This is a genomic window from Gilliamella sp. Fer1-1, from assembly GCF_001690825.1.
GTDB lineage: Bacteria > Pseudomonadota > Gammaproteobacteria > Enterobacterales > Orbaceae > Gilliamella > Gilliamella apicola_C.
The window spans coordinates 25,205-38,714 of record NZ_LZGX01000051.1; the positions used below are offsets into that span (position 1 = coordinate 25,205).

The window sequence follows — 13,510 nt, forward strand, 5'->3', positions numbered from 1 at the left end:
GAAATAACCTAAATAATTTTTTCACACAACCTTTTAATATTTATTATTATTTTAATTAACATAGTAAGTTACTTTATAGTTACAAGCTGTAAATATTAGGCTAACACTAATTAATCATCAATTTGATATAATAAAATTTGCTGATGATAGAAAACAATCATTAATACTTGGCGAATTGTTCATTGATAATCACAATAGGTAATGATAATGCACCCGATTATTATAGTTGTGAAAGCCGTGATGGTTCAACATATCGAAAAGATAGAGAGGGTAATATTATAAAATAAGGTCGATGTGCATGAGTATTTTAGTCTGTATAAGTTATTATTTTTTATCTATCGTTGGATTCTTTATTCGGTACTATTTTTCGGGATATATTGCAACGGACTATGCTAATGATAAAACGTTAAATCGTAAACGACGTTGGGCTCTTTTTTATTTTTATTTTATTTTTTTATATAGCTTATTAATGATGAGTCAGTCTGGAGAAGGCTTTTTTTCAAATATTATTTTTTTCTGGTTGGCTGTTTTTATTTTTATATTGTATGTATTTTTTATTAGCTTTCTTGAAACACCACGTAGATACATAAAAAGGAAAAAATGGAAATAACAAAATTATGGTTATATTAGTTTATTGTTTATTTCCATTCATAATTAGCATTTATCATCTTAATGACACGTCAAAACATGATAGAAAATAATAAAAACTATATTGTTTGATTTGAATAAACAGAATAAGCAAAATAAATGTAAGAAAACGAATTAATGTTAAATAGATAAAATTATTTTTTATCTATTGTTCATTTTGAAACATTGATGTAACTGAAACAAAAACAGATGGATATATAATCGAGTTAGATAATAATCTCTAATTCAACAAAACAGGTATGATCCTCGCTAAAAAATGGACAAATGTTACCGTTATGATATAACTTACAATCACAAGAGAACACATTGTGGCACTAAAAATTTAGTGCAGAATGCAAACAACAAGCAGTCGATTATGCTTTATCTAATCCCCATCTTTCATTAGCTGAAATCACAAGCCAGTTAGAAATAGGCAAATCAACACTGAATAAATGGGGTAGGCCGCTTAGCCCTAACAAAACCAGTAAACGTGAACTAACTAGTGAGTAGTAAAAAATTATTACGCTAGAATAGGAAAACAAAGCACTAAAAAAGACCAATTAAATTCTAAAAAGTCGCATGTGTATTTCATCAACAACCCAAGTTGGTGAAGTACCAATATATGAAGCAATATTTATTATCGTATCGGGTATCGCCAGTTAGTCGTCAGTTGAACGTGAGGGTACCAGATTATTATGCTTGGCTAAAATGCGAGCTTAAATTAATGGAAGTTGTTTGATAATATCAAAGCGCTTTATTGGCAGCATAAAGCCCGTTTAGGTGCAACAAGCTTAGTACATGATATCAGCGTCAACGGCTATGATATATCAGAAAGAAAGGTTAGCTGGGCATGATAAAAATCAGTCAGAAAAGCCATTGATTTTATTGAAGTTTTTATTTTATAAAATGATGAAAAATAATAACATTACTCCTTTTGTTACAAGCCTATTTCATGATTGCTGTCCAATGCATTAAATCGTTGATTGTACCTTTAGATAATGATTAATTTGCTCGAAAAGTAATTGGACAGCAAACAAGTTCGCATATTGATAGGCATTTAGTTTGTAACACACTTAAAATGTCTTATTTTGTCGTCAATTTCTTAAAGGGATATTACTACCTAGTGCTTGATAAAGCCAATATTGCCGTGTGAATTTTAAGCGGTTAGTGTTACAACATAGGTTGAGCCAAAGTATGAGCCGAGCTGGCAATTGTTGGGATAATGCTGTTGCTGAAAGTTTTTTCCATACGTTTAAAAAATAACATGATTCATGATGTGGATGACAAAATACGAGGTAAGCCAATAAAGCACTATTTGAATATATTGAGATCTACTTCACTCAAGTTCGCTGACATTCAGCTCATGGTTGGATATCGCCTAAGCAATATAAAAAGCCGTATTACTTTAATAACGCCTCTATAGAGGCAAGTATTGTCTAAGATTTTGGTGAGGATCAAATTTCGTTTTCTTTTGATTATCTGTTTAACGAAGCGGTTCTGGTAGGCGGCGTGTCAGGGGACGCAATTTTTCTCTGTCATCCCATAAACCAGGGAATACTTCAAACTTCAGATCATCACGGTTAATACCTGTATCAAAATAGCGACAGAGGCGGTCTCGTAAATCTACATCACCCCACATATTAGTCAGTTCATATTGTTCAATAAGCTTTCTATCTTGTGGCAGCGTTAAATCTTCTTTGATAATTGGTGCTCTAGTTGTACTTAAAATGCCGTTAGCATCAGGAACAAGATCTATTAATTTTCCTCCTAAAAAATGAAAATTAAATCTATCACCTTTGTAATGATCTCCATCCAAAATAGTATAGGCATCAATCCAATATCTTTCATTAGGCTTTGAACTGGGTATTACTGTAGTGGATTTTATTTTCCCTTGAATTAACGACTTATTAATCACATTCCCAACAAAAACGCTGAACAAGGGTTCTATTTTATTTAAATCTAAATTCTGCCATGCACCATCTGAATTGAATATATCATAAAAGCGCATTTCAGGGCTGGTTAGCATCTGTCCAATTGTGTATAAATTATCACGTAATTGGATATTGACTAGATCATTTTTCTTCCAAACAACACGTTTAGCCATAATTAGCATCGACCTCTTTTTTTAGGAACAGGCTTTCGATCCCGCTAATAGGTTGGCGCATCATCGTATAGCAGGATTTCTCAGTATCTTTGATGGCAATAGCTTCAATTCTGTTGGTGCAATCATCACAGTAATCGGTCCCTGTTTGTTGTGTTTTTCGCCTACTAGCAGATCTGGGGAAAATGATTAATTCATTAATCGTAGACACCAATCTCTTCCGCTTTGGCAATTAACTCATCTTGCAATGAACCTTGTATTTCATCTCCATCATACTCAAGCATGAAATCACCACTAATATTAGGAGGAAAACATGAACCATCGATGGTGCCAAAAATCGTAGACATTGTATCTATCATTACTATACGCAGAAAATTAAAAATCTTTTCTTGGTCTTTATCTGATAGCTTTGTGATGATACTTCTTGCTCTTGCATAAGGATCATTATCGTTTGTGGATTTACTCGGATCACTTAAATGAATTTTATAATATTCAAGTGTATCATCCAAAAGCATAGATAAAAGTGAGGTAACTACTAATTCATCTTTTCCTATTTTATTCATTTAACAACCTCCTTTTCCATTAGGTTTTAGTTTTCTCATTTCTGGATACATTTCTTTATTTTTGGCGATTAATTTCTGAAAAGCGCTATTGGGTATTTGTGGGTAAACTCTTTTTAGCTAACGTATATCTCTAACTAATAGTGCAAATAATACCGAAATTTGCCCAATTTGACGAGACCCAAATTTAGACATTAATATCCCGGATATAGGCATCATAAATAATGCGCCAAGACCAAAAGTAAGAACAAAATAACCAATTACTTGGTCCGTGACATTAAAACGTGGTGCAAATTATGCAATTTGAATCGCCCAAGCGCCAGTTATAAATCCATTGTAAAATAATACAGTAACAGCACATCTTGCTTTTGATTCTATTTTTATTTCCTTTATCAATTCTCTATAAAAACTTCATGATCGCGATCCAACGAGATACTGTAATCGCCATTATCTTGTTTATTTACTTTAACTTCCAAAAAATTAGCTATTGCAGTTTTAGCACCATGCTTGATAAGTATTGTTTCTCCGATACCTACGCAATATGCACCGGCTTCAACAGCAGAGGTAACGCCACTAATTGAGTCCTCAAATACCAGTGTTTTATTGGGAGGTAGCATTAAACGTTTCGCACCTAAAATATACGGATCAGGGAATGGTTTACCACGAGACACATCATCACGCTCTACAATCACGGAAATACAGTCTTTAATCTGAAGCATATCCATGATCCTGTCAATTTTTTCTCGCCAGCCACTCGTCACTATTCCTACTCTTATTTTTGCAGCTGACAAAGCTAATATTAACTGCGCAACGCCGGGAATAGAATCATAGTCAGCAGTATTTTCAGCATGAATAATATAGGCCTGTACTTTTTTTTGGTCATCTATTGGAAGGTGGTCAAAAAGCGCCTTTATTGTGTGCGGTCCTGGTTGGCCGTGAATATGATTTACTATATCACTATCAGTAACTTTGATTCCGTATAAAGCGCCGGCTTCAATCCAGGCTCTTTCAATAACAGTATTGGAGTCGATAAGTACACCATCCATATCAAATAAAACACCGGAAATTTTTTCTATTGCATTACTCATAATTTTTTATCCTTTTGAGTTTAAAATAGATTCAGCAACAACTATTTGCCCTAATGAAATTCCACCATCATTAGTTGGTACTAATTTATGGCTGTATGGTTTTAAATCAGTTTTTTCTAAATGATCTAATGCTCATTTTTAGCTCCATTAACTGCGTTCCAGCAAATCATCTTGCTTCTCTAGAAGAGCTAAAATTTCAGAAGAGGAAGCTACTGTCGCGCAATAATTTGCCAGCCATTCTAAAGCACGATTGGTATCATCTATGGAAGGAGCAAAAACGCCATCACTTGGAACCCATACATTGTACCCTCTAAAATAAGCATCAGCTGCCGTTGTTTGAACACAAACATGAGTTTGCAAGCCTGTAACAATCACTGAATTAACACCAAGTTTTTTTAGAATACCATCAAGGTCATTGTTGTAAAAACCAGTATCTCGTCCTTTTACTACAACAATATCTGAAGGATGACTTATTGTCTTCAATATCTGATTTTCTGGTCTTCCGGCTAAAGCTGGAATACCACCTTCTCGATTTTTATATCTTTTTTGCACTGCTGGATCATTGGGATCATTAATCAACTGTAAATGTATAACTTGATGATTTAGATTCCGGATACCGTTTAAAAATTCATTAAATTTAGTAAGTTTTTCTTCCAGTTCTTCAGGTGATTTTGATATTTTGTAGGTAAATTCATATTGCAAATCATTAGTTAACACCGCTACTTTGGGCATGACGTCTATCTCCATGTAAAATTGATCTTTCTTAAATATAAACATTTGAGGAAGTTGTGTATAATGAAAAAAAAATCAGTCATTGATAAACATTTGGAATGGATATGAATATCGACATCCGACTGCTTAAAGCATTTATAACACTGGCTGAAACTAAAAGTTACCGCCTCGCAGCTGAAGCTTTGTTTATAACTCAACCTGCATTGACAAAACAAATTCAAGCTTTAGAAAGAATTATTGAAATGAAACTTTTTATTAGAGGTCGTAATGGAGCAAAATTAACATATATTGGAGAAAAAATATTTCTCGAAGCGCAAATACTTTTAAAATACCACAATCATTTTTTGATCACAGCCAGTAATATTAAGAAGAATGCACATAACTATATATTAATTGGATTTGGTATTTCTTCATTCCAAAATGTACCTAAGTGGATTCATGCCTTTTCGGATAAATATCCTGAATATGAAGTTATTACCAGACAAATTCCATCTAGTACTCAAATTAAGATGTTGATGCAAGGTGAATTGGATATTGCCTTTGCTCGAATGCCGGTACACGATTCTCTAAATTCAATAATTCTATCTAAGGAACGGATCGTTCTTGCTGTGCCGGCTGACGTTGAAGTTAATTCCTCTAATCTTAATTATGTAATCGAAACACACTCTTTATTGCACATAAAGCCAAACTTAGCACCTTGTTTGGCTGAACAAACTAAAATGATGCTTGACCATATGAATATATTTTCAAATCCCGTATCAGCCACCAGTGACCTTTCGTCTCTTTTAGCGTTAATTGCAGGTAAAAATGGGGTTGCCTTTGTTCCGGCAAGTGTCCGTCATTTTTTACCGAAAGGCGTTAAACTCATTATCCCTGAATTTGAACAACCAGGGTGGGATATTGCTATGGTATGGAACCCAAAGATTCGTAATGAAAAAAGAGATCTGTTTTTAGAAATAGTTAAAACAATTGTAACTACCCCCTAAAATAGTGCAGCAAAAAAGTAGAAAATTCTCTATGATAAAAGTAAAAGGGGGGGAATTATGTTGGGGTTTTGGTTTCTTTATCCTTGTTTTTTTGATAATCATTCAGTTAAATAAAAAAGGGTAATTCCGTTTTCTTTTGATTATCTGCTTAACGAAGCGGTTCTGGTAGGCGGCGTGTCAGGGGACGTAATTTTTCTCTGTCATCCCATAAATCAGGGAATACTTCAAACTTCAGATCATCACGGTTAATACCTGTATCAAAATAGCGACAGAGGCGGTCTCGTAAATCTACATCCCCCCACATATTAGTCAGTTCATATTGTTCAATAAGCTTTCGATCCTGTGGCAGCGTTAAATCTTCTTTGATAATTGGTGCTCTAGTTGTACTTAAAATGCCATCGGCATCAGGAACAAGGTCTATTAGTTTTCCTCCTAAAAAATGAAAATTAAATCTATCACCTTTGTAGTGCCCATAATCTAAAATTGTATAGGGTTTAATCCAATATCTTTCGTTAGGCTTTGAGCTGGGTATTACTGTAGTGGATTTTATTTTCCCTTGAATTAACGACTTATTAATCACATTCCCAACAAAAACGCTGAACAAGGGTTCTATTTTATTTAAATCTAAATTCTGCCATGCACCATCTGAATTGAAAATATCATAAAAGCGCATTTCAGGGCTGGTTAGCATCTGTCCAATTGTGTATAAATTATCACGTAATTGGATATTGACTAGATCATTTTTCTTCCAAACAACACGTTTAGCCATAATTAGCATCGACCTCTTTTTTTAGGAACACGCTTTCGATCCTGCTAATAGGTTGGCGCATCATTGTATAGCAGGATTTCTCAGTATCTTTGATGGCAATCGTTTCAATTCTGTTTGGTGCAATCATCACGGTAATCGGTCTATCTCTGTTTGTTGTGTTTTTTTGTCTACCGCAGGTTGGGGTGTCGTAAAAAAAATTTTTACTTTTAATGATTAATTCATTAATCATAGACACCAATCTCTTCTGCTTTGGCAATTAACTCATCTTGCAATGAACCTTGTATTTCATCTCCATCATACTCAAGAATGAAATCACCACTAATATTAGGAGGAAAACGTGAACCATCTATGGTGCCAAAAATTGTTGACATTGTATCTATCATTACTATACGCAGAAAATTAAAAATTTTTTCTTGGTCTTTATCTGATAGCTTTGCGATAATACTCCTTGCTCTTGCATAAGGATCATCGCTGTTTATAGGTTCACTTGAATTACTTAAATTATTTTTATAATATTCAAGCCTGTCATTTAAGAGCTCATCTAAAATTGAGTTGACGATTAATTCATCTTTTCCTATTTTATTCATTTAACAACCTCTTTTTCCATTAGGTTTTAGTTTTCTCATTTCTGGATACATTTCTTTATTTTTGGCAATTAATTTCTGAAAAGCACTATTGGGTATTTGTGGGTAACCCTTTCTTAGTTCACGTATACCTCTAGCTAATAATTCTCTAGCATGACTAAATGGTTTTTCTGTTATAGAGTTAATTTTACTGCGTGTAACAATTCCAACTTCATCTGTAAGGAACTCATGTTCAACTTTGGGAACTAAAATAGCAGGGATAATACCCTTTTACAAGATTTTGCCTAATTGCTTTTTGCCTTACATGGTGAGCATTCAGCCCTAAATGATCGGCTCAAGTCAACTCATTAGGCGCATACTGGACAGATTAAACCCACTAGCAGCTCAATCGGGTCTGGCTGAGTAAATCTTCCTGTATCTGGATGATAGTACCTGAAAGTATTGTAATGTAAACTGGTTACTTGTCTAAATTATAACCTTGATAGTATGAATTATATTGTATCGATACCTGTACTATTTTTGTATCATTATACTTCATAACTAATAGCTGATTTTCTACAATATAGGTAGCAAAGAAATAAAAGCGATGAAAATTTAGATGTACGATCTTTTCTACATTGATTAATTACTCTAATAATGAGAAAACATGATGAAATTCTTCGTTTTTTATCAAATCCTGTATCGTTTTATTTATTACTTTATCATTTAAACTCTCAACAATAATCATATCTGATGCCCAAAAATATAAGCCATTACAACACTCTTTTGTCTCTTTATACTTATTCAAAATAGAAATTATATTTTCGATAGTGAAAAATGTTGCAGCATACCGCTTTCCATTGTCTAAAAAAACTTCAACATCAACATTATCATTGACCTGATTAAGATCCCGATCATAGTTTAAAATTTTAATATTCATAATACTTAAGTTCCTTTACCAAATACTTTTAAAACTTCATTGATAATTATTTGCTGATTAGCCTTATTAGATTTACTAATATTTCAATTATACTATCATTTATTTCTCTGAAATAAACACGTGCCCATATCGAACTCTAGTTTCAGAAAATCCATGACCTATGGGTTTTGGTGCGACAGTCTGATTTTTTTATTCTTTAAAAGAAGTTTTTTTGTTAAATGAACGATACTTGATTGATGCGATTTTCCTATAATCTCAGCTTTTTAAAAAAGTTTATTACTTTCTTTTATTCACGAATGAATTTTGAAACAACTCAATTTCCACGGATCAACTCAATCCAATAGGCGCATACTGATAAAGATTAATACTGCCAGCTAAACCTACCAGATCCGGCTGAGTAAATCTATCTATATCCGGATCATAGTACCTGAAAGTATTGTAATGCAGTGTAAATACCCCAAACTTAGCACACAACTCGCGTAGAAAATTAGGCAGCCTGTTTTAACGTTTTATATTAGATCGGTGTCATATTATTTAATGCCTCATGCGATTGAAACTATTCCCTAAAAAACTATTCCCTAAAGTAGTACTATTTGGCTACCACTGATTTACCACACTCTGACACACCATTAATACAAAGACGTGTTTACTTTTTTAGCTAGAGTAAATTCTTTATTTCTATATGGGTAACCTGTACAAGTTAATACTCTTTTACAATTTAAAAAAGTTTTTTTGTGATCTGGATCGGGTTTTAATTTTTAACTAGAAAGTTGTTTATTGGTTAAACGTTATTTTAATAAATTGATTTCGATCACAAAAATAAATTTCTTTGTTTGATTTTATTTTCGAAAGTAATTAATCTTTCATTATAGTTTTGTTTTCGAAAGTTAAACTAAAAACTTAGTGGATAAAACAATAATGGAGATCAAATATGAATAAATGTCAGCTTCTTTTCGAAGACAACCTTACATTTGATAATCAATTAGCAGCATTAACTTATATTAGTGAGCAATTACAACAAAAGAATCTTGTTAAACAAAGTCACTTAAAAGCATTACTTGAAAGGGAAGCGTTATTTCCAACAGGGATAGCTTTTGATAATTATGCTGTTGCCATCCCTCATTGTGAAGCAGAGCATGCTAACTCTCCAGCTATTTTTATTCTTCGTACCCAGCTACCAGTTGAATTTAACCGGGCTGATGATGATAGTACCGTTGATGTGTCATTGATTATTTCACTTGTTGTCACTTCGCCAAAAGATCAAATTGAACTATTAAAAGCACTTTTCTCAAATTTACAAAATAAAGAATTTTATCAATTTTTATTAAACGCTCCACAAAATGAAATAGTGGTTCGTTTTAATAACGTGATATTTAATCAATAAGTTTGGAGGCATTATGAAAAAGAAGATTATTGTTGCATGTGGTGGTGCTGTTGCAACATCAACTTTGGCGGCAGAAGAGATAAAAGAATTATGTAACGAAAATAACATTCAACTAGATCTTATTCAATGCCGTATTAATGAAATTAATACCTTTATCGATGATGTTGATTTGATTTGTACTACGGCCAAAATGGATCAAGATTTTGGTGATATTCCAATTGTGCACGGTATGCCTTTTGTCTCTGGTGTAGGTATTGATCAACTAAAAGAAAAAATATTACTTATTTTAAAGGGGTAAATCTATGTTTACTGAAATTATGCAGTATATTTTGGATCTTGGTCCATCGGTAATGTTACCCATTGTAATAATTCTTTTTTCTTTGGTATTAAGAATGAAAGTGGGTGATGCCTTAAAAGCGGGTATTCATATAGGTATTGGTTTTGTTGGTATCGGCTTAGTTGTCGGATTGCTAACTAGCTCGGTTGGGCCAGCCGCTAAAGCGATGGCTGAACGATTTGATATTAGTTTAAATGTTATTGATGTAGGATGGCCAGGTGCAGCGCCAATGACTTGGGCATCACAAATCGCTTTAGTTGCCATTCCTATCGCAATTGTAGTAAATATTGTTATGTTAATTTTAAAATTAACTCGAGTCGTTAATGTGGACATTTGGAATATATGGCACATGACATTTTCTGGTGCACTTGTTTATATTGCTACAGGCTCTTATTGGCTTGGTATTCTTGGCGTTATCGTTCATGCCATTATTGCTTATAAACTTGGTGATTGGTTTGCTAAAGATACCAAAGATTTTTTTGAACTTGATGGTATTGCAGTCCCTCATGGCACATCGGCTTATTGTGGTCCAATTGCGGTTTTTGTTGACGCATTCATTGAAAAGATTCCAGGCGTTAATAAGATTAATTTTAATGCGGTGGATATACAAAAACGGTTTGGTGCATTTGGTGAGCCAGTGACAGTAGGCTTATTTATGGGAATTATTTTAGGATTACTAGCAGGATATGGCGTAAAAGAAATATTGCAGTTAGCTATTCAAACTGCGGCGGTAATGTTATTAATGCCTCGAGTGATTAAACCTATTATGGATGGTTTAACGCCAATATCTAAACAAGCCCGTAAACATTTACAATCAAAATTTGGTGGGCAAGATTTTTTAATTGGTTTGGATCCCGCACTGCTATTAGGCCACTCAACCGTAGTATCGGCTAGCTTAATTTTTATTCCTTTAAGTATTTTCATTGCCATTATTTTGCCGGGTAACGAAGTTTTACCATTTGGTGATTTGGCAACAATTGGATTTTTTATCGCGATGGGAGTTGCTGTTCATCAAGGTAATTTATTTAGAATTATTGTGTCAGGCTCAATCATTATTGCTATCACACTCTGGATTTCCACACAAATGATTCCATTGACAACTCAACTAGCCATTAATGCTGGCACTGTTACTGCAGATAATGGGGTTTCGGTCGCCGCAATGGATCAAGGTGGCTCGCCGATTACTTACATTATGGTTCAGTTGGTTAATTTGAAACAACCTATTGGGCTAGCAGTTATTGGAATATTTTATTTATTTTGCTTATTTTTGACATGGAAACGTGCAAAAAACAAATTATTGTCCAAAGTTCAATAAATAGCTTAAACAGATAAATTCAAATAAAAATTATCAAGATAAGTAAAATGATTTCACTAAAAAGCTAGTAAAAGCTACACCTCAATATAATTTTATTGCCAATAAAGGAAAATAATATGAAAGCGGTTGTTGTTAATGAAGAGGGAGCCTTATTAATACAAAATATTGAAATCCCCAAAATAACGTCTTCAGAACAAATTTTAGTAAAAGTTGCTTATTGTGGCTTATGTGGTTCAGATATTCCACGAATATTTCATCATGGCGCTCATTTTTATCCAATTACGCTTGGGCATGAATTCAGTGGCACAATTGTAGAAATAGGAAGTGGTGTAACCGAGTTTGAAGTTGGTGATTTAATCTCTTGCGTGCCATTATTACCCTGTTTTAAATGTGATGAATGCCAAAAGCATTACTACTCACTTTGTAAAAATTATACTTTTGTTGGCTCAAGGATAACAGGCGGTTTTGCTGAATATGTTGTATTAGATAAGAAAAACGCATTCAAATTACCGAAAGGAATCAGTCTGCTTGAGGGCGCTTTTTTTGAACCAATGACGGTTGGAATGCATGCATTATTATTGGCAAAGGGATGCCAAGGAAAAAATGTCGTGATTGTTGGCGGCGGAACCATAGGGCTACTTGCTATGCAATGTGCAAAAGCAATGGGCGCGAAATCAATAGCCGTGTTAGATATCAATGATGAACGGCTCAATCTTGCAAAACAATTAGGTGCAGATGCTATTTATAATTCTAAAGACCTTACTACCGAAGAAATTCATCAGGCTTTATCTACATCTCGCTTTGATCAAATTGTATTAGAAACAGCTGGTTCCCCGATTACGGTCAGATTGGCTATTGAAATTGCAGGCCCAAGAGCAAAGGTTGGTTTGATTGGTACACTTCATAATGATATTACTCTTTCAGAAAAAACATTTGGGCTTATTTTACGGAAAGAATTACAAATGTTAGGTAGTTGGATGAATTATTCTGCTCCATGGCCAGGGAAAGAATGGGAGCTAGTTAGCCAGTATTTTATAGATGGAAAAATCAAACTTAATGAACTTATTGCGAGTGTTGGTGATTTTGAGTCATTTATTAGACAAATTAGCGCTTTAAATGGACGTTCTATGAATGGCAAAATTTTATTAAATTGCATTTAGTTATTTGATTTAGTCAGTTATTAAAAATGAAAACTTATTTTTTGATTTTGTTTGTTATACACTGCTAAAAAATTTTCGAAAAAGGAAATATTATGAATGCAAGTGAAAGACGTCAACAAATAGTAGAGCTCCTTAATATAAAAGGAACTGTGTTAGTTTGTGATTTATCAGAACAATTTAATGTTTCAGAAGTAACAACTAGAACTGATCTTAGATTGTTAGAAAAACAAGGAGAACTAACACGCTTTCATGGTGGTGCAACCAAAATCATTAATAACAGTGATACAAGATCATTTAAAGAGCTGCAATTAGAAGAACGTTATCAGCGGTTTATAGAAGCTAAAAAGCGTATTGCAATTGAAGCGGTTAAATATGTTAAAGAGGGTGATACCATTATTTTAGATAGTGGTAGTACCACCATGTTGATAGCTGAAGAGCTTGTGAAATTGAAGCATATTACGGTTATTACCAATAGTCTTACCTCAGCATTTATATTATCCGACAATAGTGACATTATGTTATTTATGTGTGGTGGTACGCTTAGGCACAAGACTCGTTCTTTTCATGGAAAAATTGCTGAGCAATCGTTGGATGGCATTTCTGCTGATATTTTATTTGTTGGTGCGGATGGAATTGATGCAAAAAGAGGAATAACAACCTTTAATGAAGGTTACACTATTAGTAGTATTATGGCTCATGCCGCCAAAAATGTGGTTGCTGTTTTGGATTCATCAAAATTTGGGCGCAATGGTATAAACGTGGTGTTACCACTTAGCCAACTTAATACAATCATTACGGACAATGAGGTTGACGATAGCTGTAAGCATGAATTTGAGGCAAAGGGTATTAGTTTTATAGCGGTTTAATATTTGTGTTTACAATAGTGTACTTTCTTTAAAATATACTTAACCTATCATAAAACCAAAGACGATTGCTTATTTAGGTTTG

15 protein-coding genes and 3 pseudogenes are annotated in these 13,510 nt (G+C 33.6%); 7 read left to right on the top strand and 11 right to left on the bottom strand.

Annotation, left to right across the window (positions count from 1 at the left end):
- Positions 1-298 precede the first annotated feature (298 nt).
- On the top strand, positions 299-610 hold the full coding sequence (locus A9G28_RS13330; RefSeq protein WP_141674701.1) for a hypothetical protein: 312 nt from the start codon (positions 299-301) through the stop codon (positions 608-610).
- Positions 611-2,110: 1,500 nt separating this feature from the next.
- Here A9G28_RS13330 and A9G28_RS07070 read toward each other — a convergent pair.
- The 5 genes and pseudogenes from A9G28_RS07070 to A9G28_RS07090 form a co-directional block, all read right to left on the bottom strand.
- The gene (locus tag A9G28_RS07070) at positions 2,111-2,731 is read right to left on the bottom strand and encodes a hypothetical protein (RefSeq protein WP_065580230.1); all 621 of its coding nucleotides are present in this window, start codon (positions 2,729-2,731) and stop codon (positions 2,111-2,113) included.
- Between the two features lie 194 nt (positions 2,732-2,925).
- A complete protein-coding gene (locus A9G28_RS07080) occupies positions 2,926-3,291 on the bottom strand; it encodes a hypothetical protein (protein ID WP_065566318.1) in 366 nt (121 codons plus the stop codon).
- Between the two features lie 389 nt (positions 3,292-3,680).
- Positions 3,681-4,376: an HAD family hydrolase gene (locus tag A9G28_RS07085; protein WP_065580203.1), complete on the bottom strand. Its 696-nt coding sequence runs from the start codon at positions 4,374-4,376 to the stop codon at positions 3,681-3,683.
- Positions 4,377-4,382: 6 nt separating this feature from the next.
- Positions 4,383-4,490, bottom strand: a pseudogene (locus tag A9G28_RS14090) (hypothetical protein); the annotation flags it as partial.
- A gap of 33 nt (positions 4,491-4,523) precedes the next feature.
- Entirely contained in the window at positions 4,524-5,108 is a 585-nt protein-coding gene (locus tag A9G28_RS07090; RefSeq protein ID WP_065580204.1) for a cysteine hydrolase, read from the bottom strand.
- Between the two features lie 104 nt (positions 5,109-5,212).
- Between A9G28_RS07090 and A9G28_RS07095 the strand changes: the two genes are divergently transcribed.
- Positions 5,213-6,094: a LysR family transcriptional regulator gene (locus A9G28_RS07095; protein WP_065580205.1), complete on the top strand. Its 882-nt coding sequence runs from the start codon at positions 5,213-5,215 to the stop codon at positions 6,092-6,094.
- A gap of 148 nt (positions 6,095-6,242) precedes the next feature.
- On the opposite strand, the gene A9G28_RS07100 is transcribed toward A9G28_RS07095, so the two are convergent.
- The 6 genes and pseudogenes from A9G28_RS07100 to A9G28_RS13060 form a co-directional block, all read right to left on the bottom strand.
- On the bottom strand, positions 6,243-6,863 hold the full coding sequence (locus tag A9G28_RS07100; protein ID WP_065566325.1) for a hypothetical protein: 621 nt from the start codon (positions 6,861-6,863) through the stop codon (positions 6,243-6,245).
- Positions 6,856-7,092, bottom strand: a complete 237-nt coding sequence (locus tag A9G28_RS07105) for a hypothetical protein (RefSeq protein ID WP_065580206.1) — start codon at positions 7,090-7,092, stop codon at positions 6,856-6,858. The genes A9G28_RS07100 and A9G28_RS07105 overlap by 8 nt, the downstream gene beginning before the upstream one ends.
- Positions 7,085-7,450 carry a hypothetical protein gene (locus A9G28_RS07110; protein WP_065580207.1) on the bottom strand — a complete coding sequence of 122 codons (366 nt, stop codon included), beginning with the start codon at positions 7,448-7,450 and terminating at the stop codon, positions 7,085-7,087. The genes A9G28_RS07105 and A9G28_RS07110 overlap by 8 nt, the downstream gene beginning before the upstream one ends.
- A 344-nt stretch (positions 7,451-7,794) precedes the next feature.
- A pseudogene (locus tag A9G28_RS14095) lies at positions 7,795-7,872 on the bottom strand (hypothetical protein); the annotation flags it as partial.
- Between the two features lie 200 nt (positions 7,873-8,072).
- Positions 8,073-8,366 carry a hypothetical protein gene (locus tag A9G28_RS07115; protein WP_065566323.1) on the bottom strand — a complete coding sequence of 98 codons (294 nt, stop codon included), beginning with the start codon at positions 8,364-8,366 and terminating at the stop codon, positions 8,073-8,075.
- Between the two features lie 342 nt (positions 8,367-8,708).
- A pseudogene (locus A9G28_RS13060) lies at positions 8,709-8,813 on the bottom strand (RHS repeat-associated core domain-containing protein); the annotation flags it as partial.
- Between the two features lie 484 nt (positions 8,814-9,297).
- Between A9G28_RS13060 and gatA the strand changes: the two are divergent.
- The 5 genes from gatA to A9G28_RS07140 all read left to right on the top strand — a co-directional run bounded on the left by gatA (position 9,298) and on the right by A9G28_RS07140 (position 13,428).
- A complete protein-coding gene (gene gatA, locus A9G28_RS07120; protein ID WP_065567837.1) occupies positions 9,298-9,750 on the top strand; it encodes a PTS galactitol transporter subunit IIA in 453 nt (150 codons plus the stop codon).
- Between the two features lie 13 nt (positions 9,751-9,763).
- Positions 9,764-10,048 carry a PTS galactitol transporter subunit IIB gene (gatB, locus tag A9G28_RS07125; RefSeq protein WP_065567836.1) on the top strand — a complete coding sequence of 95 codons (285 nt, stop codon included), beginning with the start codon at positions 9,764-9,766 and terminating at the stop codon, positions 10,046-10,048.
- Positions 10,049-10,052: 4 nt separating this feature from the next.
- Complete coding sequence (locus A9G28_RS07130) at positions 10,053-11,402, top strand: PTS galactitol transporter subunit IIC (RefSeq protein ID WP_065580208.1); 1,350 nt, start codon at positions 10,053-10,055, stop codon at positions 11,400-11,402.
- A gap of 116 nt (positions 11,403-11,518) precedes the next feature.
- A complete protein-coding gene (locus A9G28_RS07135; RefSeq protein WP_065580209.1) occupies positions 11,519-12,562 on the top strand; it encodes an alcohol dehydrogenase catalytic domain-containing protein in 1,044 nt (347 codons plus the stop codon).
- Positions 12,563-12,654: 92 nt separating this feature from the next.
- Entirely contained in the window at positions 12,655-13,428 is a 774-nt protein-coding gene (locus tag A9G28_RS07140; protein ID WP_065580210.1) for a DeoR/GlpR family DNA-binding transcription regulator, read from the top strand.
- The last annotated feature ends 82 nt before the right edge of the window (positions 13,429-13,510 follow it).